The organism is Microbulbifer variabilis (assembly GCF_052467165.1).
The window spans coordinates 1,294,829-1,316,634 of record NZ_CP174301.1 but is presented as its reverse complement, the minus strand read 5'-3'; the positions used below and the strand labels follow the sequence as shown (position 1 = coordinate 1,316,634).

Annotated in this window: 22 protein-coding genes; 6 read left to right on the top strand and 16 right to left on the bottom strand. The window is 52.1% G+C overall.

The genetic code is table 11. From position 1 onward, the window contains the following. Positions 1-101: 101 nt before the first annotated feature. Positions 102-2,933: a response regulator gene (locus ACJJIP_RS05785; protein WP_444946389.1), complete on the top strand. Its 2,832-nt coding sequence runs from the start codon at positions 102-104 to the stop codon at positions 2,931-2,933. Here ACJJIP_RS05785 and acpS read toward each other — a convergent pair. From acpS to ACJJIP_RS05745, 8 genes are all read right to left on the bottom strand, one after another. Further along, the gene (acpS, locus tag ACJJIP_RS05780; protein WP_020413457.1) at positions 2,930-3,316 is read right to left on the bottom strand and encodes a holo-ACP synthase; all 387 of its coding nucleotides are present in this window, start codon (positions 3,314-3,316) and stop codon (positions 2,930-2,932) included. The two genes, ACJJIP_RS05785 and acpS, sit on opposite strands and share 4 nt — an antisense overlap. After that, complete coding sequence (recO, locus tag ACJJIP_RS05775) at positions 3,313-4,062, bottom strand: DNA repair protein RecO (RefSeq protein WP_020413458.1); 750 nt, start codon at positions 4,060-4,062, stop codon at positions 3,313-3,315. Before recO ends, acpS begins: the two co-directional genes overlap by 4 nt. 26 nt (positions 4,063-4,088) lie before the next feature. Beyond that, a complete protein-coding gene (gene era / locus ACJJIP_RS05770; protein ID WP_026305091.1) occupies positions 4,089-4,988 on the bottom strand; it encodes a GTPase Era in 900 nt (299 codons plus the stop codon). 116 nt (positions 4,989-5,104) lie between these two features. Continuing rightward, the gene (gene rnc / locus ACJJIP_RS05765) at positions 5,105-5,785 is read right to left on the bottom strand and encodes a ribonuclease III (protein WP_020413460.1); all 681 of its coding nucleotides are present in this window, start codon (positions 5,783-5,785) and stop codon (positions 5,105-5,107) included. Further along, positions 5,778-6,218, bottom strand: coding sequence for a DUF4845 domain-containing protein (locus ACJJIP_RS05760; RefSeq protein ID WP_282952884.1), 441 nt, complete (start codon positions 6,216-6,218; stop codon positions 5,778-5,780). Before ACJJIP_RS05760 ends, rnc begins: the two co-directional genes overlap by 8 nt. A 48-nt stretch (positions 6,219-6,266) precedes the next feature. Then, the gene (gene lepB, locus ACJJIP_RS05755; protein WP_020413462.1) at positions 6,267-7,034 is read right to left on the bottom strand and encodes a signal peptidase I; all 768 of its coding nucleotides are present in this window, start codon (positions 7,032-7,034) and stop codon (positions 6,267-6,269) included. Between the two features lie 43 nt (positions 7,035-7,077). After that, positions 7,078-8,883: a translation elongation factor 4 gene (lepA, locus tag ACJJIP_RS05750; protein ID WP_020413463.1), complete on the bottom strand. Its 1,806-nt coding sequence runs from the start codon at positions 8,881-8,883 to the stop codon at positions 7,078-7,080. A gap of 133 nt (positions 8,884-9,016) precedes the next feature. After that, on the bottom strand, positions 9,017-10,414 hold the full coding sequence (locus ACJJIP_RS05745; protein WP_020413464.1) for a DegQ family serine endoprotease: 1,398 nt from the start codon (positions 10,412-10,414) through the stop codon (positions 9,017-9,019). A gap of 175 nt (positions 10,415-10,589) precedes the next feature. Here ACJJIP_RS05745 and mpaA point away from each other — a divergent pair, with 175 nt between their 5' ends. After that, complete coding sequence (mpaA, locus tag ACJJIP_RS05740) at positions 10,590-11,294, top strand: murein tripeptide amidase MpaA (RefSeq protein WP_020413465.1); 705 nt, start codon at positions 10,590-10,592, stop codon at positions 11,292-11,294. Here mpaA and ycjG read toward each other — a convergent pair. The 5 genes from ycjG to rpoE form a co-directional block, all read right to left on the bottom strand. Continuing rightward, positions 11,282-12,229 (bottom strand): L-Ala-D/L-Glu epimerase, encoded by a 948-nt coding sequence (ycjG, locus tag ACJJIP_RS05735; protein ID WP_020413466.1) that lies wholly within the window; start codon positions 12,227-12,229, stop codon positions 11,282-11,284. The two genes, mpaA and ycjG, sit on opposite strands and share 13 nt — an antisense overlap. Positions 12,230-12,269: 40 nt before the next feature. Then, positions 12,270-12,698 carry a SoxR reducing system RseC family protein gene (locus ACJJIP_RS05730; protein WP_020413467.1) on the bottom strand — a complete coding sequence of 143 codons (429 nt, stop codon included), beginning with the start codon at positions 12,696-12,698 and terminating at the stop codon, positions 12,270-12,272. Between the two features lie 29 nt (positions 12,699-12,727). Further along, positions 12,728-13,921, bottom strand: a complete 1,194-nt coding sequence (locus tag ACJJIP_RS05725) for a MucB/RseB family sigma factor regulatory protein (RefSeq protein WP_020413468.1) — start codon at positions 13,919-13,921, stop codon at positions 12,728-12,730. A gap of 1 nt (position 13,922) precedes the next feature. Then, positions 13,923-14,609 (bottom strand): sigma-E factor negative regulatory protein, encoded by a 687-nt coding sequence (locus ACJJIP_RS05720; protein ID WP_083922729.1) that lies wholly within the window; start codon positions 14,607-14,609, stop codon positions 13,923-13,925. Between the two features lie 117 nt (positions 14,610-14,726). Then, the gene (gene rpoE / locus ACJJIP_RS05715; protein WP_020413470.1) at positions 14,727-15,341 is read right to left on the bottom strand and encodes an RNA polymerase sigma factor RpoE; all 615 of its coding nucleotides are present in this window, start codon (positions 15,339-15,341) and stop codon (positions 14,727-14,729) included. Between the two features lie 169 nt (positions 15,342-15,510). Here rpoE and nadB point away from each other — a divergent pair, with 169 nt between their 5' ends. Continuing rightward, the gene (gene nadB / locus ACJJIP_RS05710; protein WP_444946388.1) at positions 15,511-17,127 is read left to right on the top strand and encodes an L-aspartate oxidase; all 1,617 of its coding nucleotides are present in this window, start codon (positions 15,511-15,513) and stop codon (positions 17,125-17,127) included. A 37-nt stretch (positions 17,128-17,164) separates the two neighbouring features. Here the strand turns inward: nadB and ACJJIP_RS05705 are convergent, their stop codons facing one another. Both ACJJIP_RS05705 and ACJJIP_RS05700 read right to left on the bottom strand, forming a co-directional pair. Next, entirely contained in the window at positions 17,165-17,617 is a 453-nt protein-coding gene (locus ACJJIP_RS05705) for a protein YgfX (RefSeq protein WP_444946387.1), read from the bottom strand. Then, entirely contained in the window at positions 17,592-17,837 is a 246-nt protein-coding gene (locus ACJJIP_RS05700; RefSeq protein ID WP_020413473.1) for an FAD assembly factor SdhE, read from the bottom strand. The genes ACJJIP_RS05705 and ACJJIP_RS05700 overlap by 26 nt, the downstream gene beginning before the upstream one ends. A gap of 114 nt (positions 17,838-17,951) precedes the next feature. Here ACJJIP_RS05700 and ygfZ point away from each other — a divergent pair, with 114 nt between their 5' ends. From ygfZ to ACJJIP_RS05685, 3 genes are all read left to right on the top strand, one after another. Further along, positions 17,952-18,992: a CAF17-like 4Fe-4S cluster assembly/insertion protein YgfZ gene (gene ygfZ / locus ACJJIP_RS05695; protein ID WP_353376561.1), complete on the top strand. Its 1,041-nt coding sequence runs from the start codon at positions 17,952-17,954 to the stop codon at positions 18,990-18,992. 171 nt (positions 18,993-19,163) lie between these two features. After that, positions 19,164-19,682, top strand: a complete 519-nt coding sequence (locus ACJJIP_RS05690; protein WP_444946386.1) for an I78 family peptidase inhibitor — start codon at positions 19,164-19,166, stop codon at positions 19,680-19,682. A gap of 128 nt (positions 19,683-19,810) precedes the next feature. Further along, complete coding sequence (locus tag ACJJIP_RS05685; protein WP_444946385.1) at positions 19,811-20,410, top strand: class I SAM-dependent DNA methyltransferase; 600 nt, start codon at positions 19,811-19,813, stop codon at positions 20,408-20,410. A 203-nt stretch (positions 20,411-20,613) separates the two neighbouring features. Here ACJJIP_RS05685 and ACJJIP_RS05680 read toward each other — a convergent pair whose 3' ends face one another. Beyond that, positions 20,614-21,423, bottom strand: coding sequence for a hypothetical protein (locus ACJJIP_RS05680; RefSeq protein WP_020413477.1), 810 nt, complete (start codon positions 21,421-21,423; stop codon positions 20,614-20,616). Positions 21,424-21,806: the final 383 nt, after the last annotated feature.

Sequence of the window (21,806 nt, the reverse complement as noted above, 5' to 3'; positions counted from 1 at the left end):
CGAGGAGAAACAATTTCTTCAACTCTTTACATGAGAGTGCACCACCTGATCCATATAGGTAAAATGGGGAAAAAATAATCGCACAAGGCCCTTCTTTCACCATGGCCCCCAAAAACTCAATTCCATCCCTGCCAGCCCCCGGGGAATTGCGTTCACTGCGCTCCACTATGTTCCGTTTTACGGTTGCCCCGGCACTGATCCTGGCAATGACTTTGGCACTGGTCTTTACTCTGCAACAGATGCATGACCGGCGCCAGCTGCTACTCAGCCACGGGCGGGCCAGTGCAGAACAACTTGCAGAACTCATCGAGATGAGCGGAGGGCACCCGACCGAACTGCGCATGGAATGGCTGCGCAAAAGCTTATTGGCCTTAATGCTAGAGAAGGACATGGTGCGTTCGGTGCATATCTATTCCACCGAAGCGAGCAAGAAACTCCCATTGGACCTGGCGACGGGACTGGGTCTACTGGCTAGCGTCGGCCCGCGCCCACGAACCCCAATAACAAGTGATCAGCTGCAAAGGCGCGAGCCATTTATTTTTGAGGATGACGAAAGCTTGCAGGTATTGCAGCCCCTAAAGGGTGATATTACCACCTGCTGGATTAGTATTGAGTTGCACCGCCCCTATTTCCTGGTGGGCACTTACCAAGTGATTCTTGTAGGGCTGGTCGGCTTGATTATCTGCACCCTGGCAGCGCTGGCCTGGTCGGTAATCCTCTCTGAGCGATTTGCCCACAGCCTCGTCCGGATGGGGCAAGTATTACAGGCCATTGGGCGCGGAGAGTTCGACCGCCGCACTCACGAAATCGAGAACCGGGAACTCGCCCAATTGGCGAAGCAGATTAATGAAATGGCCGAGGGCCTTTCCAGCTATCAACTCGAGTACAAGTCTAATTTAATGCAGGCTATGGACGATATGCGACAGTCCCTTGATAGTATGGAGGAGCAAAATATTGAGCTGGATCTGGCTCGAAAGAGAGCTCAAGAGGCCAGTCGAATCAAGTCTACCTTCCTGGCAAACACCAGTCACGAGATCCGCACCCCCTTAAATGGCATCATCGGCTTCACCAATTTACTGCTGAAAACCGAGATCGACGAATTACAGCAGGACTACCTGCAAACCATCCTGCGCTCGTCGGAAAACCTGCTCACCACTATCAATGATATCCTGGATTTCTCCCGCATCGAATCTGGCAACCTGGTGCTCGATCATATTCCCATGGATCTGGGGCAACTATTGGAAGAAACTCTACAGATCCTCGCTCCTTATGCCTACGAGCATCACTTGGAACTAGTGCCACTGATTGACCCCCAGTTACCCTCTACACTGGTTGGCGACCCTTTACGCACCAAGCAAATACTGACAAACCTGTTGGGCAATGCTGTACGAAGCTCTGAAAATGGCAATATACCTGTACGCCTTACGGTACAAAGCAACAATGATTCTGAACTGGTGCTGCGTATCAGTGTTACCGATCTCGGCAACCGCATAGATGATGCTGGACGTCGCGAGCTACAGCAGATTCTCAATACCAAGACACCGCAACATGCACAACAGATCAGCGCCAACGGCCTCGGCATGTCTATTGCCCGCAGCCTGGTTGAGCGCATGCGTGGCAGCACCGGCCTGGAGAAAGCGGCTAACGACGGCAGTACCTGCTGGGTACAGCTGACTTTGGTCCCGGAACGCAACCGCGGCATACCACCTAGGGTAATGTTCCCCAATTGTCGCATCCTGATTGCCGACCCCAACGAACTCACCCGCACCCAGGTAGCACAACTGCTCAAGCAGTGGCAGGTTGAACCCGTGGAGCTCACCGATACCGACACGCTTCAACCAGCCATTGAACAAATGTGGCGACACGACGCACTGCCTGATGCAGTGATTATCGATACTGCCATCGCCAAAGGGGATTTCGACAGCTTCAGTGTCAAGGTGCAATCCCTAGTGGATGCTTACCAATGTCGAGTTATTGTTCTTGGAGCCCCGGCTGAGCTTCGGCGTTGCTACGAGCAGCTTCGCACCCGAACACTTACCTTCCTGGGCAAGCCGGTAACTAGGGAAAATCTGTTGCGCGCATTGAAAAGGTCAGTGCCGCAACAAAGCCAGCAGCGCTCCAGTAGCGGAGCCATACCCGCCCTCCCCTGGCCCGCCCCGCCACGGGTCCTCGCAGTCGATGATCACGCAGCCAACCGGCGCCTAGTTGGTGAACTACTACGTGCCCAGGGTGTCGAGGTGGTTATTGCCGCTAGCGGTCAGGAGGCCCTGCAACACTGGCAACAGAGTACTTTCGATCTTGTCTTTATGGACATCCAGATGCCCGGTATGGATGGTATTGAAGTTACTCGCTGTATCCGCGAACGGGAAGCCGGCAAACGGACACCAATTATCGCCCTCACTGCCCACGCAGGTGCCGAGGAAAAAGCTCGATTGTTATCCGCAGGACTGGATGACTATCTTAGTAAGCCCGTGAGCGAGGCCCAGCTATCCCACATGATCAAACGCTGGCTGAAACTTATCACACCGCAAGTGGTGGAAAAGCTGAATTTCAACAATATGCGGCTTGTAGATATTGGCGAGAGCCTGACTCTAGCCAATGGCGATGCCAAGCTGGCCAGGGATATGTTGCAGATGCTTGTGGATGGGCTGGCTTCCGATGAGCGTGAACTTGAACGCCTACAAGTCATCGGTGACTTCAAAAGCATGTTTGAACTAACCCACCGAATGCACGGGGGGTGCTGTTATTGCGGCGTTTCCAGGTTGCGCGAAGCCACCTGTGTTCTGCAGGAAGAGTTGCGCACACAAAAAGATGATGAGCCGGCAGGGATTGATCGTCGTAAGCTGGATGCTGTACTGAGGGAGATTCGCGCTCTGCGTGAGTGGGCCTCGGAGCAAGACCTGGATACGCTTTTTGGACTCGAGGTGGCCTAATGCCTCTCGAAAATCACAAAAGCTAAAGCTGCATCCTTCTCATCGGAAAGAGACAGGTGAATCACGTCAACCCCCATAGCGCGAGCGCGTTGCTGCGCTGCGCCACTCAGCAAAACCTGAGGGGCTGCCCCTTTACGCCGGCGTATCTCAATATCCTGCCAGGAGACGCCTTCACCAATACCTGTACCTAATGCTTTGCCCAAAGCCTCTTTAGCGGCAAAGCGTTTGCACAAGTAGGCCGCACGATTAACCTCAGCCAGGTCAGCAAAATCACAGCGTTCACCATCGCTCAAGATACGCTCAACAAAGCGCCCACCATGGCGCTTCCAGACCGCGTCAATACGCTGGTAATTACAGATATCTGTACCGATACTAACAATCACTTCCCATAGACCTGTTTAAACAATTCGCGGCTCTGAAGTGGTTTATCACAAAGTAAGCTACGTAGTAATAAGCGAGTCAAACGCTTCGCGGGGGCCAACAACCCTATCGGCCAGTGCCCATCATCTTGCGCCCTTGCAATACCCAGCAACTCGGCTCCACGAAATTCACTATCGCACAGCACTCCGCCCTGAGGCCGAAATATTGAAACAAAACCCCGCTCAAGTTCGAACCGATAACAACTATCCGCAACCACCCCCCCCTGACCACCAGCACATTGATCCAGCGGCGGACAACTACCAAGCTCAGTGAGCAACCGTAGCTCAAAGCTACGTAGCGGGCCTTCCATCTCTGTGCTGTCACTGCCACCCAAGTTAGACAGTATCTGCAGCAGCCCCTGATAAGCGGCAAACAATGCATAGTGAGCCTCCCCTTCCGGTAACAGCCTTACCAGCAACTCATTGGAATAAAGGCCTCCGTATACGGCCCGCCCTTTCAGCCAAAGTGGACCACCGGCATTTTCTACCGGGCCCAGGGTCTTCAGTGGCCCATTACCTAGCAGGGAGACCAGCAGAGGTGAAAATGGTTGTAGGGCTTGCCGGCGTCGCTGCTTGTCCCTACGCGCACCACGAGCAACACAACTGATTCGCCCAAAATCTGGTGTGAGTAATTCCAAAATCAGACTGGAGTCTCGATAGGGGCGGGAGTGCAGGATATACGCCGGCTGTGCCGGCGGAGGTGTATTCATACTGTCAGCAGCCAGGCAAAGACCTGTTACTCATCGCGATAGCCGAGACTGCGCAGGGCTCTCTCATCATCAGACCAACCGGACTTCACCTTTACCCACAAATTCAGCATAACTTTACTGTCAAACAACCGCTCCATATCCTCACGTGCCTGGCTGCCGATTTGCTTGATACGCTCACCTTTGTTCCCAATAATGATTCGCTTTTGCCCAGAGCGCTCTACCAGGATCGCGGCACTGATATGCAGAATTTTGCCTTCCTGTTTAAACTCCTCAACCTCAACAGTCACCTGGTAAGGAACTTCCGCTCCCAGCTGACGCATAATTTTTTCACGCACAATCTCCGCAGCAAGAAAGCGGGAACTGCGATCGGTCACCTGATCTTCCGGGAAAAAGTGCTGTCCCTCTGGCAGGTGCTTGAGAATCACCTCCTCCAGAGCCTCTAGATTGACATTGCGCAACGCCGAAATAGGTACGATTTCTGCCTTGGGATGCTGCTCTGCCAAAGTCTGCAGTTGTGGCAAAAGTTCTCCCTTATCCTCCAACTGATCTACCTTGTTAACTGCAATAATCAGAGGGCATTTCAAACCCCGTAGCTTATCGGCCACCAACTGATCGCCCTCACTCCATCGAGTGCGCTCCACGACAAAAACCACCACATCCACATCCCGCGCAGCACTGGATGCAGCCCGGTTCATATAGCGGTTAATCGCTTTCTCTTGATCCGAATGCAGGCCTGGCGTATCCACAAAAATAATCTGGTTGGGGCCCTCGGTTTTAATACCAAGCATATTGTGGCGGGTGGTCTGTGGCTTACGTGAAGTAATCGCCAGCTTTTGTCCCAGCAAATGGTTCAAAAGTGTGGATTTGCCCACATTGGGACGACCTACAATCGCGACATAGCCGCAGCGAGAGGGTTGTTCGCTCAAAAAAGTTCTCCGAAAAAGTTTGGAGGCGCCCGGGAAGTCCGGAACCAGCTCACCCCCAGTGCAGGGGGCTGTCATTTCGAGACAGGCGGGGTTACGCCTTCTCAACTAGTGTAAGGTTAATCCTGGCCGGTAAGCTGCCTGTAAGCTTCTACAGCAGCGATCTTTTCTGCGGCGCGACGACTGCTAGCCTCTCCTCGAGCTGGTTGTGCCAGACCGCTGACCCGACATTCAACGATAAAGTGCTGGGCGTGTTCAGCGCCGGAGACATCCACCACAGAATACTCCGGCAGTGGCTTCTTACGCCCCTGCAACCACTCCTGCAGACGAGTCTTCGGATCCTTTACAGTTTCCAGGGACAGGCCTTGCAGCCGCGGGGCAAACCACTCCAATACCCTGGTGCGCGCAGCCTCTAGACCAGCATCCAGGTAAATAGCACCGATCAGGGCTTCCACCGCATCAGCCAGAATTGAGGCGCGCCGAAAACCGCCGCTTTTCATCTCACCTTCGCCAAGGCGCAGGCAGTCTCCAATATCCAGCTCACGAGCTAGCTTTGCCAGGGTTTCTCCGCTGACCAACTGCGCACGCAAACGGCTTAACTGCCCTTCCCTGCCCTCGGGAAACTGTTCGTAAAGCGCAGCCCCAATGGTAAAACCGAGAATAGAATCGCCAAGGAATTCCAGACGCTCGTTATTGCGGCTGCCGTGGGAGCGGTGTGTCAGCGCAAGCTCTAACAGATCACCTTGTTCAAACTTGTAGCCGAGACGCGTACACAGGCGCTCCAGTAAAAGATCAGTCACGTTTACGGAATTGCTCCAGATCTACCAGTGGATCACAGCAAAGCTCCGGCTTGGCCGTGTCGAGCTGCTTGTTAAACTTCATCACGACATCGATGTTGTAAATCAACGGCTGCCGCAATTCATAATTTATACTGACCACAGTACTCTTAGCGCCGCGAACGACTTGCAGAGCCTTGGTGGGCTCTCCTCGCACATTGTTGATCAGAAAGTAGCGACCCATCTCTTTTTTGATCTGGCCCGCTGTCATATTTTCCAATTCCGGGTTTTCACCCAGGGTTTTTAACGCTTCGTTAACATAGCGCGCATCCACATAAGCCGGTGCCATTTTGGATACACAGGTTAGAGCAAAGCCAAGCACCGCAATAACCAATAACCAACCCCAATAGCTCATACCGCGCTGGCGCTCCATTGAAATCCGGATAGCACTACCCATAATTATGCCCTCAATCCTTAGCGCCGACGCACTGTCGGCCAGTTCTCATTATTGGATAGAGCCTACACGTTTAAAACTGGGCAAACTGAGCAGTTTGTCCCAATGCATCCAGATAGCAAAAGCCTTGCCTACCACATCGCGCTCAGGCACAAACCCCCAGGCGCGACTGTCGAGACTGTTATCGCGGTTGTCGCCCATCATAAAGTAGTGGCCTTCAGGCACTGTGCCGCTAAAGTTTCCATACTCTCCGGGGCTAACATTTTTCGCCATTAGGTGACGCTGGCCGTAAAGGTTCTCCCACATAATCTCAACCTTAGGATTAACCGGTGGGAGCGCCTGAATTAACTCCTGTGGTGCCAGCTCTCCATTTACATAGAGCACGTTATTTTTCAATTCGATCTTATCACCGGGCAAGCCAATCACTCGCTTGATGAAATAGGTATCGTTCATGTGTGGTGGGAAAAACACCATCACATCTCCGCGCTGAGGCTCACCGATATCCACCACTTTCGTCCGGGATACAGGCAAGCGCAGACCGTACTCATACTTATTCACCAGAATAAAGTCGCCAATCTGCAAGGTGGGGACCATAGAAGCAGACGGAATCTGGAAAGGCTCGACAATAAAGGAGCGCAATACAAATACGATAGCCAGAATCGGGAAAAATGATTTAGCGTATTCAACAACAACAGGGTCTTCCTGCTGAGCGCCAGCCTCTTTCTTGCGACGACGAGCGAAAAACAGACTGTCCACCAGCCAGATCCCGCCACTGATTAAAACCAACCAGAGCAGAATCAGAGGTAAATTAATATCCATTGCGAGTCTCTATTATCCTTGATCTCAATAGCAGGCACGCCCACTACTGGTCCACCTTCAATACAGCCAGGAAGGCTTCTTGCGGCACTTCCACACGGCCTAACTGTTTCATACGGCGCTTACCCGCTTTCTGCTTCTCCAGCAGTTTTTTCTTACGGGTAACATCACCACCATAACATTTTGCGGTCACATTCTTACGCAGGGCTTTCACCGTAGTCCGTGCAACTACCTGTCCACCAATCGCCGCCTGGATCGCCACATCAAACATCTGACGAGGAATCAGCTCTTTCATCTTCTCCGCCATAGCGCGGCCCTTCTGCTGCGCATTTTCGCGGTGAACAATCAGGGCCAGGGCATCAACCCGGTCACCGTTAATCAGGATATCCAGACGCACCAGTTTTGCTGCCTCGAAGCGTACAAAACTGTAATCAAGAGAGGCAAAACCACGGCTCACAGACTTGAGGCGGTCGAAGAAGTCCATCACCACTTCGCTCATTGGCAGCTCGTAACGCAGGGATACCTGTGAACCAACGTACTGCATATCTTTCTGGATTCCGCGCTTCTCCACACAGAGAGTAATTACGTTGCCCAAATACTCCTGCGGTACCAGGATATTCACCTCGGCAATAGGCTCTCGCATCTCCTCGATATTGCCCACATCAGGTAGGCGCGAGGGGTTGTCCACCATCACCACTTCGCCATCGGTTTGTTCAACCTCATAGACTACCGTCGGGGCAGTGGTGATCAGGTCCAGGTCGTATTCGCGCTCCAATCGTTCCTGGATAATCTCCATATGCAACATGCCAAGGAAGCCACAACGGAAACCAAATCCGAGGGCATCAGATGTCTCGGGCTCATAGAACAAAGAAGCATCGTTTAGGGATAGCTTCTCCAGCGCATCCCGAAAGGCTTCATAGTCGTCTGAACTTACGGGGAACAAGCCGGCATAGACCTGTGGCTTAACTTTCTGGAAGCCCGGCAGCATTTCAATTTCATCGGCACCCTTGGCATGAGTCAGGGTGTCACCCACCGGCGCACCATGAATATCCTTAATACCGGCCACCACAAAACCTACCTCACCAGCGCGCAAAACACCGGTTTCGTGGCGCTTAGGGGTAAAGATGCCGATACTGTCCACCACATGAGCGCGGCCAATAGATTTGGTAACAATCTTGTCTTTGGTTTTCAGGGTTCCCTGCACTACACGAACCAGGGATACAACTCCCAGGTAGCTATCGAACCAGGAATCAATAATCAAGGCTTGAAGAGGCGCATCTACATCACCCTCAGGTGGTGGTACCAGTCGCACCAAGTCTTCCAGGACATCTTCCACACCCAGGCCTGACTTGGCACTGCACCGGGTGGCATCGGCGGCATCAATGCCGATGATATCCTCAATCTCCTCAGCAACCTTTTCCGGGTCTGCCTGGGGCAAATCCATCTTATTGAGAACTGGAATAACCTCCAGCCCCTGCTCAATAGCGGTGTAGCAGTTGGCAACTGACTGAGCTTCCACCCCCTGGGCCGCATCCACAACCAGGAGCGCACCCTCACAGGCTGCCAGAGAGCGAGAAACCTCATAGGAGAAGTCCACATGTCCTGGCGTATCAATAAAATTCAGCTGGTAGGTCTTGCCATCCCGCGCCTTGTAATCAAGCGTTACGCTTTGCGCTTTAATGGTAATTCCGCGCTCGCGCTCCAGTTCCATACTATCCAGAACCTGTTCGGCCATCTCCCGGTCGGAGAGTCCCCCACAGTCCTGAATAAAGCGGTCAGCCAGGGTAGATTTCCCGTGGTCGATATGGGCAATAATGGAGAAATTGCGGATATGAGAGAGATCTGTGGCCACTGCGGAATAAAAACCCTTGAAAAATCAATTGATTAGCTGGCAACCATGCCAACTGTGTGGCGCAAGTCTAACAGAACTCATGGATGTAGGTGAGAGGCAGGTGACCCATTGGGCCACCATTCGCCTCTCACCCTTAGCTTTCTATCTTGATAGTGCGGAAAGTTGACTGGCCGGCACGGAAGAATCGGATAGGCAGTAGCTCGTCCTCGGGAAGCTCCTTAACCACAGTTTTGTAGTCTTTTATATCCCCTACTTCCTCAAATCCGAGCTGGGCAATGATATCGCCACTACGCAGTCCTGCCTTAGCTCCAGGCTTGCCAGGAATAACCTGTTTAACGAGAACACCGGTCTCAACATTCCAGCGCTGCTTCATTCCATCTGGGATTTCTTCAACTACTACCCCAAGACGGCCACCAATACTGGTAGCTGGGTGGCTAGCAGCCTGGGTTCGTTCACCGTCAGAACCGGGCAAAGCACCAACAACCACTCTCAGTCTCTCAGACTTGCCTTTACGCATCAGCTCTACAGGAACCTCTGTACCCGGGCGAATTTGACCGACTACATGGGGCAGATCGCCATGTACGCCGATTTTGCGGCCATCAAAGCTGGTAATTACATCACCGGCTTTAATACCCGCTTCCGCTGCCGGCGTGCCAGGACTCACCTGCTCCACTAGCGCCCCAGACGGCTTGCCAAGCCCCAGAGCCTCGGCCATATCACGATCTACATTGCGTATACCTACACCCAACCATCCGCGATCGACACGCCCTTTCTCTTTTAGCTGCGCCACCACATCTTGGGCCAAGCTTGCTGGAATCGCGAAGGAAAGGCCAATAGAACCGCCGCTACGGGTATAAATCTGCGAGTTAATACCCACAACCTCGCCATTGAGGTTAAACAGTGGACCGCCTGAGTTGCCGGGGTTAATGGCCACATCCGTCTGGATAAATGGCACGTAATTCTCACGGCTTTCATTAGGGATACTGCGTCCCATAGCGCTCACGATACCGGCACTAGCGGAATAATCGAGGCCAAACGGCGAGCCGATAGCGACCACCCATTCACCCACCTTCAGCTCTTCGGAGTCACCCCAACGCACAGCAGACAGGTCATCCGCCTCAATCTTGAGTAAAGCGAGATCGGAGCGAACATCAGTACCAATCACCTCTGCCTCATATTCACGGCGATCAGTCAGAGTGACCGTCACCTTATCGGCACCGTCAACCACATGGTTATTCGTCACGATATAACCGTCGTCCGAAATAATAAAACCAGACCCCATACTGGCAACCGGGCGCTGCTGACGCCTTCGCGGCTCAAGTAAGTGGCGGAAAATGTCTGGAATTTCCTGCTGGTATTGGGGGGAGCTATTCCCTCGCGCCACACGGTTGCGGTCCACGGTATTGATTTTCACCACCGCGGGAGAGTTATCCTCAATAAGCTCAGTAAGTTCAGGTAGCCCTCGGGCACTGGCAGCGCCTGAAATGAGGAGACAGAGCACCAAGAAATATTGTGTACAGCGTTTAACCATAGGTTTGTTACCCCTAGTGATCCCTTCTAATATGAAACCATTGGATTTTGAGTCCCTTCCAGGGCATGCCTTCTATACCGGCTCCGGCCCCTTGGGGGACATTTTGTAACGATTTAGTGGCGATGCAGCTACGAAAGTTCTGCCGCCGTGTGTAAATCTGTGTAAAGGGCCAGCGATGTCTAAACTGCGCCCGCGCCCTGAGCGCGGCCAATTTCACCTCCCCAGGGAGGTGTATGGATACAGCGCACTGGGCGCTCCACTTTTTTATTTTCCCGCGCAATCCGGTCACAACCACGGACTGGTTATGGCCGGCACTCACGGCGATGAAGTCGCCGCTGTGGTCGCCCTCTCCTGCGCTCTGCGCGCATTGGCATCGGGCCAGCTGAAACATCATGTCATACTGGCGGTCAACCCCGATGGCTGCCAATTAGGTACCCGTTGCAACGCCTGCGGGGTAGACCTCAACCGTAACTTTGCCACAAAGAACTGGGATGCGAGCGGCAACGTATACCGCTGGAACAGTTCCGCCGAGGCCCGCGATGTAAGGCTCAGCACTGGCGATGGCCCCGCCTCAGAGTGCGAAACCGCTTCATTGTGTCAATTGATCGCCAAGCTTAACCCCGCCTGGGCAGTTTCTATCCACGAGCCTCTTGGCTGCGTCGAAGATCCTAAGGAAACAGAACTCGGTGCCTGGCTGGCCAAAGGATTGCGGTTACAACTAATTAAGGAAATCGGCTATCAGACTCCAGGCTCCTTTGGCACCTGGTGCGCCGAACGGGAGCTGCCCTGCATCACTGTGGAATTTCCACCGATTTCAGCTGACGCTGCCAGCGAAGACTATCTGGCGATACTCATTGAACTACTCACTTACGACCAGTAAACCCGACCTGCACCAAAGCGTAAAGGGGGTTCCGCATCCTTTGCAAGCCAAGTGGGGCCGTCCAAGTCCAGATAGCGCGCCCTTGGTCCCAGGGGCCAAGCCGCACGGATAGCCCGAGAAGTGCAGAGCATACAGCCGAGCATCAACCCAAACCCCTCAGCAACAGCCTGATCGGCCAGTGCCCGCGCCTCAGTGATTCCGCCAGCTTTATCGAGTTTGATATTGACCATCTCGTAGCGGCCTTTCAGGCGTGGTAAGTCAGCACGGGTATGACAACTTTCATCCGCGCAGATCGGCAGTGGATGAGGGAAGGCCTCCAGGAATTCATCATCACTCGCGGGCAGTGGCTGCTCCAGCATGGCCACCCCCATTTCAGCAAGCTTTTCGCAGCGCTCAATCAGGCCATCGCTACGCCAGGCCTCGTTGGCATCGATGACCAACTCAGTGGCAGGAGCGGCGGCACGCACCGCGGCCACCCTTTCGCTCACGAGCTGGTCATCCAATTTCAACTTTAACACCTCTACTCCCTGGGAAACAGCGACACTGGCAGCATCAGCCATCGCCTCTGGGCTCTCGATAACCAGGGTTTGTACGGTAGGCAATGAATCGGGACCAGCGAAGCCATCCCCTTTGTACTTTCTCTCCCAGTCCACTAATGCACAATCCAGAGCGTTACGCGCAGCGCCTGCCTGCAGGCGTGACTGTAATTGCGCCTTGTCCAGGCCCGCAGCTAACTCAGATAACAGCGGTTCAAGTTGGTGCATCACTGAGTCTGGGCTCTCTCCATAGCGAGCGTAGGGGGTGCACTCACCAATTCCGACAATGCCGCCCCACTTCACCTCCACCACGACCACTTCAGCCTCAGTGCGGGCACCCCGGGATATGACGAAAGCTGTGCGCAGGGGCCAGCGCTCAGCGTAGCAGCGGGCCAGCATGGAGAGTCTCCAATCGGGTTTATGGAGCTATCAGTTTAGGTTAGGAGCGGTCGCTGCCGGGCTCGATACGCAGCAATACAGGAGTGTAAGCAGGATTTGAAGACTGGTGGCGGCTGTACCAGCGTACCCCCAAAGCTCCCACCATCAAGCCGAGAACTGCGCCAATCACGGCGCCAGTTTCAGCGAAAAGGTAATCTCCCAATAGCGCTACCAGCACCAGGGAAAGCAGTGGCAACAAGTATACCAGTAGTGTACTACTGGTCAGAGCACTCTCGGTGATTCCAATAACCGCTGTATCATTCAGAGAGATTTTGTCGGCAGGGAAACCATTTAAAGCCGCCCGCACACGTGTGGAAGAGGAGAAAAAGTCTCCGAGCAAACCAGTTCCGCAGCCAGATTTAGCCTCACAGCCATTACAGGCACTGCGCTGGATGGTTTCCACCCAGACGGCATCAGATTCTATGGCCACGACTCGGCCCCGCTCTTCTAGCAAGCAATTCAGCCTTTTTCGATAATGGAGCTGGCCACTCTACGTGCTGTGGCATCGGGAATCTCTCCAACAACTGTGACGGTATAGGCCACTCCCTTCACCTCCATCCGGTCCATATAGGCGACAGTGGCACCGCGGATCGCCCGCCCCTTAAAGTTCTCCAGCTCAGGGCCAAGACGCTGTACAAACACAGTAAACACGCCGAGCCCATCGCTAAAGACCATCATATCGCCATCTGATAGCGGCTTTACCGAAACCACTTTGAACCCATCGGGCAACCAGCGCACCTGCCAGCGGCTCTGTGAAGTCTCACAAGTGCTGCGATTGTCGATACGTCGTGCTGCGTTTGAAACCGTCTGCAGGGCCGAGTCCTCTACTGGAGACAAATCCAGCTGTACAAATTGATAGCGCTCCAAGACGCGCCCCTGGGTACTCACCAGCATTGTTTTCAAGGGCAAGCCTGTCTCACGGTCAAGACTTACCACCAGCCCCAGTCGATAGCGGTCGCGGGGCCTGGCCTCAATCACTACCGCATCCCGGTCGGCAATACGCTCTTCACCACGCAAGATAAACTGATAAGCGCGCTGAACTTGTTGCTGCCCCACCGCATTCCATAAAGTAGTCCTCGCGCTGGGGGACGCACCGAATTCGCAGTTACCACCACTACCGTGACTGATCAATTCACGCGGTTCGCCACTCAAATAGCGAACCCGCTCAACTTGCTCACCATCACGCACCGCATGCACTACCTGTAGGGTCTCCAACATGCCGGCATGCTCGAAAGTCACCAGCCCGCTATACTCCAGCTCGCTGACAGCCTTGGCGAGCTTGTTCAACCACTGCTCTACCTCATTTCCGGCAGCCTGGGCACTAGCCATATTGGAACCAACAAGTGCCCCAGGGGCAGCTGCCGAAGGCTCAATAACAGCCGTTTCCGCCATCACTGGTGCAGAAGGGTCAATTACAGCAGCTGTAGTTGCTGAACTGGCTTCCCCTCCTGCAGCGACCAAACCAGATTCCGCTACAGGAGAACCCTGAGAGCTGGCCATATCGAGGTTTACTGCACTGGGGGTATTGGGGTCACCACCGGCAGCCTCCTGTGCGAATGACAGCGGGGCCAGCAGGAAGGAGGCCAACAGCAGGCTGCTGGCACTAAGGGTTGCGCTATTGATAAGACCCCCCCGGTAAACGACTTTCGTCACACTACATTCCAACCTGTTCGCCGTAGGTCGCTCGGGCAAAGGGCACCATACCCTGACTACCAACATGCGCGGCCTGTTCGGAGTGTTGAATCATCACACGGTTTAAATGGCGCATCAGCTCCGGCGTAGGTGCCTGCTGAATCACTGCCTGCCCGCGCTGCTCAGGTACAAAGCGCGGTGTGGCCGTACTTACTGAACGAGTCGAGGGGGCTGGAACATAAAAACCAGAAGGTTGTGGCGCCGACTGGGCTACCGGCTGCGCCGGGCGCTCGATTTCGGCGACCTGATCTATACCCTGCACTAGGTTCTGCTGGGTATCGGTAATCTGTTGCACCCCAAGGATTGCGGCGAAGGCCACAGTGGCTGCCACTGCACCGCGCGAAAGCGGACGCCACCAACGACTGTTAACCAGTTCGTTGGCGGCTACAGAAGCACTTCCAGTCTGAGACAGAGGCTCTTCGAGATCGATCGCTGCAGAGATGCTCGCAGCCAAGCCACTATCTACAGGGGCGACATGCTCGCGACGCATTACGCTCGCGGCCAGTTGGTAGCGTGACCAGCGCTCACCCAACTCTTCAGAGACAGCAGAGGCTTTAAGCAGCCGCTGCAACTCCAATTCGCTGCCTTCGCCATCCATAAGCGCCGAGAGCGATTCGTTGAGACGTTCCTGATGATTCCCGTGGGACATAGGGGTTAACCCTCTTGTGCAATCATTTATTCGGTGCCCACACGCACCATAATTGGTATCAGTTATGACCGGGCTCTCGGCGGTTGGTTTCCCCGGCAGGGAAAATTTTCCGCAAAATTAGCCTCTGTCACCCAGTGTTTCCGGCTCACCGGCCATCACGGCCTGGACTGTCCGGTCAATCGCTTCCCGTGCGCGAAATATCCTAGAGCGCACTGTGCCTACCGGGCATCCCATTACCTCGGCGATCTCCTCATAGCTCAATCCCTCAAGCTCCCTCAACGTAACTGCTGAGCGCAGATCTTCTGGCAGTGCGCGAATAGCGCGATGAACAGCCCCCTCCAATTGGTCGCGAAACATCTGATTCTCGGGAGTCTCGTTATCCCGCAAAAGATCGGCACCCGAGTAGAACTCGGCATCCTCAAGATCCACATCTGAGGACGGCGGCCGGCGACTGCGGGAAACCAAGTGGTTCTTAGCGGTATTAATCGCGATTCGATACATCCATGTGTAAAAAGCACTGTCGCCACGGAAATTGGCAAGTGCCCTATAGGCCTTTATAAAAGCCTCCTGAGTTACATCCTGTACCTCACTGTGGTCCTTGATAAACCTACTGACTACGGCAACAATTTTGTGTTGGTATTTGAGTACTAAAAGATCAAAAGCGCGTTTGTCTCCCTTTTGAACCCGCTCTACCAGCTCACGGTCACTCGTTGACGCCTGATGCGCTGTCATCCCCAACTCCCATATCCAGCCACACTGCGGGCGCCACTTGTCATTATTAAGGGGCTGCCGGCGCAGGCGTTTCTTTTACTTTGTTGATGACACTGACAATAGGACATAAGTTCCACGTCAAATCGACGAATAATCAGGAGGCGCTATACTACGCGACCCTAAAAGATAAATGAAATCTATGAATGCCCAGGCAAACTACGACATTCTCGTAATCGGCAGCGGTGCCGCCGGCCTTACCCTGGCCTTGCACCTCTCAACCAAGTATCGCGTAGCTCTGCTCTCCAAGCAGCGCCTGCAGGACGGCTCCACCTGGTTCGCCCAAGGAGGCATCGCTGCAGTGCTAGATGAGATGGATTCGGTGGAGTCGCACATTGCAGACACATTAGACGCGGGTGCAGGACTCTGCCACCCATCGTCTGTACGCTTCACGGTGGAGGAGAGTACCGCTGCTATTCGCTGGCTGATCAACCAGGGCGTAGACTTTACCCGCGAGGGGGAGGATTACCACCTTACGAAAGAGGGGGGACACAGCCATCGCCGCATCATTCACAGCGCTGACGCCACTGGTAAAGCCGTACACGGCACTCTGCTGGTAAAGGTGCTTAACAGCTCCAATATCGACTGTTTTGAACACCGCGTCGCCATAGACCTGATCCGCCAGCCTGATCCCGAGAAGGGGCGTTTTCGCTGTGCTGGCGCTTATGTTCTGAATAAAAATACTGAAGAGGTCGAGCTTATTCAGGCCAAGGCTGTGGTGCTCGCCACAGGAGGTGCCAGCAAAGCTTACCTCTATACCAGCAACCCCGACGGAGCCAGTGGCGATGGTATTGCCATGGCTTGGCGCGCCGGTTGCCGGGTTGCCAATATGGAATTTAATCAGTTCCACCCCACCTGCCTGTACCATCCAAAAGCCAAAGCCTTCCTTATAACTGAAGCTCTACGCGGCGAAGGTGCACAATTGCAGCTGCCTGACGGCAGTCGTTTTATGGAGAGCTTCGACAGGCGTGGCGAACTGGCCCCTCGGGATATCGTCGCTCGGGCAATTGACCATGAGATGAAGCGCCTGGGTGCAGATTGCTTGTACCTGGATATCTCCCACAAAGACCCCGACTTTGTGCGGGAACACTTCCCTACGGTATACACCAACTGTCTGAAGTACGGCATCGATATTACCCGGGAACCAATCCCAGTGGTTCCTGCCGCCCATTACACATGCGGCGGCATTATGGTGGACCATCACGGCCGCACAGACCTGGACCAGCTGTACGCCATTGGCGAAACCACATTTACTGGCCTGCATGGCGCCAACCGCCTAGCCAGTAACTCGCTTTTGGAGTGCTTGGTATATGCGCGCTCTGCCGCACTGCATATTGAGGAGCACCTCGATTCAGTACAGGTACCACGCCGCGCACCAGGCTGGGATGCTTCACGGGTAACAGATTCAGATGAAGATGTTGTGATCTCGCACAACTGGGATGAACTGCGTCGCTTTATGTGGGATTACGTAGGAATCGTGCGCACACGCAAGCGCCTGCTACGAGCCCAGCATAGGGTAAAACTCTTGCAGCGAGAGATTCGCGAGTTTTACGCCAACTACCGCATCACAAACGACTTAGTGGAACTGCGTAACCTGGCACTGGTTTCAGAACTAATTATTCGCTCAGCCCTGGACCGCCGCGAAAGCCGTGGCCTGCACTATTCCCTAGACTACCCAGACCTAAGGGAGCTGGCTATGGATACCGTTCTGGTACCTGAGAACTTCGCCAATCAGCGACAATTTATCTAGCAATTTAGAATAGAGGCGGCCCAGACTACCGATCCCCCTAACGGGAGAACCGCAGAGCCGCCTGCAGCCTGCGCCAGTCGTTAGGGCTTATTGCATCCCGTGCCAACACCAAACGCAACGACCTGCCCTGGAAGTCTCTCCCATTAATAACCACTAACCAGCCCCATAAGACCAGCTCACCACGGAAATAGAACTGGCGCTCATCGTCACCAACCACCCGCCAAAACCAGCGACGCTCTCGAGTAGATAATATACCCACCATCTGCGCCAAACTGCGTACCTCCCAATAGGCAAATACCAAGATAACAGTCAGCAGGATCCAGAATAACCAGGAGGGCAGCCCGCAGAGCCACAATAGAATTGCAGCTTGAAGCACAGCCATTGAAAGAAGAAAAAATAAGATAGAGGATGGCGCAACGACACAACTCAGGCGGGCGCTGCGCTCAAAATAGAGAGGGGAACCTTTACTCGCGCAAACCGGTGTTGTCACGGATAATTTGTACTATTCGCTGGAGATCTGGGTCGGCCGGGTCTTCACGGCGGAGGAACCAGGCAAACAGGTCCTGATCCTGCTCGTCCAACAACCGAATATAACGCTGCTGATCTTCAGGTTCCAGGGTCTCATATACATTTTCCAAAAATGGCAGCAGCACCAGATCCAGCTCCAACATTCCGCGGCGACTGGCCCAAAACAGGCGGTTGCGATCCATACTTCTTTTCCAACCAAGTTAAAGGGTGCAGTATACCTGCAGCCTGGCCAAACTTGAAAATGGGCGCTCCAACCCCCAGATATTGCCACCAAGACAACCGGAGGTGGCAGCACTATGGACCAGCAACAGTGGCAGGATTTTCTCAGCAGCGAAGGCGCCATTTGGGAAGGCGGCAAAGCTCACTTCCCTCTAACCAGCACGGATGACCCGCAGGCACTGCACCTTATCGATCTTGGCCCCCAAGGCGCTGTTTCGATCAAAGGCCCGGACAGCCAGAAATTCTTACAGGGCCAGCTCACCTGCGATCTGGTAAATCTACCAGACAAGCACAGCACCCTAGGCGCCCACTGCAATCCTAAAGGCCGTATGATCAGCGCTTTCAGTGCCCTCAAGCTGTCCCAGAGCGAATTTATTCTGCGTCTTCCTCGCAACCTCGCTCCGATTGCCCAACAGGCCCTAAGTAAGTACGCAGTGTTTTTTAAAGCAGAATTGACAGATATCAGCGATGACAGCCATTGGCTCGGCTTGCAAGGTCAAAACGTCGCACAGCAAACAGCACAGCTACTTGGCTTCGCCCCTCCCTCCCCCGGTGAAGTAGTCACTTTTGATTTCGATGGCGAGCGCTGCATCGCCCAGGCGGTTAATGAAGCCCAGCTTGCGCTACTGGTGCCAGTCACCAAAGCACAGCAGCTCTGGCAAAACCTCTCCCCAGAGTGTGAAGCGACTGGCTATGACCTTTGGCAAAAGGGGCAGATAGAGGCCGGCATTCCCCAAGTTGATGCCGCCACCTCAGAAATGTTCATCCCTCAGATGACTAATTTACACTTACTGGGCGGCGTCAGCTTTAAGAAAGGCTGTTACACCGGCCAGGAAGTGGTTGCACGTATGCAATTTCGCGGCGCCGCAAAACGCCGCTTGTATCGCGCAAAAAGTACAGGAGGCGATCTCCCCATCAGCGGCCTGGAAGTTTTCGGGGATGGCAAGCAAAGCATTGGCAACCTGGTAGAGGCGTGTCACAGTAAAGACGGCATAGAGCTACTCGCTGTCCTTACTATTGCCAAAGTCGCATCCGGTGAAAAGCTTCATTTGGAAGACGGCCGCATCCTGGAAATTCAGGAGCTCCCCTATGATGCAGATGCCGATCCTCTAGCCTAGCTAAAGCCGAAGTAAATACTCCGAGGGCGGTTTATGGCCGCCCTTTTCAATGAATCTAATCAGCCCCTCTCCTCCCACCAAGAAATTTCACACAAGATCAACCAATCCTTCTACGACCCTTTAAATTCATGTCTATAACGAAACCCTACAAACATCACAAGGTGATAAAATATGAAACCCTTTTCTGTTGCAATTTTAATTGCAGTCCTATTTACATCTTCTACAGCACTTTCCGAATCAGCTGAAGAAGTGCTATTGGGGATAACTGTACGCCCCGAAACACTTGATTTACACGTCGCATCTGGAGGGTGCACCAAGAAAGAAGATTTCAATATTGACGTTAATAAAGGGACCACAGGGCTGCCGCCCTATCAAGTCACAGTCACACGCATTAAACCTGACCACTGTGAAGCGCTATCCCTGGAAGGTGTCAACTTATCTTTTGACAGAAAAAAACTGGGACTTGATGGCTCATCGACATTTAGACTAACTAATGAAATCGGTAATTTCTCACCTTACCAAGCGAAAATAAAAAACCATGAAATAAAGAAACTCCCTATATCTAGCATCATCGGAAAATATTCACGTATCTATAAAACTGGTGAAGCTCTGACTGAAGATTTTCGCCCTGAACGTGTAAATATAGAGCTGGATAACAATGGAAATATTGTTAATATTTGGAAGGGTTGAAAAAGGGGAATACAACTCGCCCTTAAAACGTTCAGAATAACTCAGCACATAAAAACAATAATTTCAACCAAGTCAAACCAAAGAATATTCAAACAAGCTTCAGACTACCCACCTGAGAATTTAAAAATATGAATCCTCAAGAAACCGGAAAAGCCTACGATGAAATAACCCATTTATGGGAGCGTAAAGTGTTTAATGCGGCAAACGGAATTGAACAACATAAACGAGCCTTGGCTTTTGTAAAGAACAGAGGTATGGCACTTGATGTTGGTTGCGGCTGTACTGGGAGGTTTATAGAGCTACTTCAAACTGAAGGCTTTGCGCCAGAAGGAATTGATATTTCTGCTAAAATGATCACTTTAGCAAAAAAGCGCCACCCGGATATCACCTTCCATCATCAGGATATATGTCTATGGGAAAGTCAGGAGCAATACGATTTTATTACTGCCTGGGATAGTATCTGGCATATTCCTCTTGAAAACCAAAAGGATGTCTTAACAAGGCTAGTCAAAAGACTCAACAGGGGTGGAGTGTTAATTTTCTCCTTCGGCGGCACAGATGAACCCAGCGAGCACAGAAACAATACCATGGGCCCAGAAATGTATTACTCAACGCTGGGCATAGTTGGGTTTCTTAAATTAACCCTCAGCTTAGACTGTACGTGCAGACACCTCGAATACGATCAACATCCAGAACTACACGCTTATTTAATTATTCAAAAAAACTGAAAATAAATTTTGCACAAAACTCGTAACTACACAATAATCTTTTCACGCCCTGAATATCACCCACTCTGCACCCAAGAACCAGCCATTAAAAATAAAATACCCAAAGACAACCTACCCTTCAACTTGATCCGACAGACCACTCCAACACATAATTAGCAGGTTCTATTTATTTTTTTAATAAAAACATATCCACAACAGCAAATCTAATTAGGGTTTGATGAAATCGCACTCTCTATCTTCCTTACCTTTTCTACAGATGGAAAGCCCGTTACCATCCCCCTTACAGTGGACTTTGTAATAGCAAAAAGTGACTTATTTATCTTTAACTTATTTGCAAGCTCAGGTAGATGGGTACCCTTACCACACAATGCCTGGATCGCAGAGTAAGTTCCATGAGACCATATCCCAAAAACTAAACACACACAGCTATCCCGCTGGTAGGGGTTCTCCGTTATGAAAATAAAACCATAATCCTCAGTGATAGAACCATCTAAAGTGTTTGACATATATACCCGCCCATCAGTTTCATCATTCGCAAAGCGTCCCAAAAAATCCACTTTAAATTTTGAGTCAATCTTCCTGGTCAGCAACAAATCACGGCTTACAACATTGATAGCTGGACCACCTATACATATAAATGTTTTTTGATCATGGACAAAATTATGTGAATCGTGAAAAACCACCTTCCTTTTAGGATATACTTTCTTAATCCTATCTTTCAAAAGCTGTATTGCGAGAGATTCGTCATAAGGCATAAATAATACATTATCCGGGATAAGACTTTGCGTCTTCGTAATATCTGAATATAGAGTTTTTTGCTTGATTAACGGAAGAACAACATGGATATCAGCCTTAGAGTCGCCCAAAAATCTATCCCAAAGGGCCCGGTAAGACTTCGCATCAAACTTCTTTTTACAAAACGCTGCCGTACCAATAAACAATGTGGTAAAGGCCGCCTCAACAAATGGAGCAGACAACCAATCTAGAACAGTATCCAAGAACAGATATTCCACTGCACCCACCACTCAAAGTAATTTGGCCACAAGAATTTATGATATTAAGACTAAAAATCCAGTATAAAGCCAAGAACACTTTTTTTCTTCTCAATGGATAAGAATGCTATAGACAAATACCCCCTACCAAACAGTCACCACGATCAATCAGACGGCAACCCAACCCCAAAAAGGCGCAAACAGAATTGACACATATTATTGAACAATACAGACAAAAAATATCAATCTAATTAAATGCGCGACGGACCCCAAAACACAAAACAATATAAATTCAGTAAGAATTCATAAACCACTCTCTCCACATAGCTTTAAGGCTTAACTGCTAAGACGCAAAAATAATCTTTATAGGATAAAGAGCGGTAAATAAACCTTAAATTGAGAGT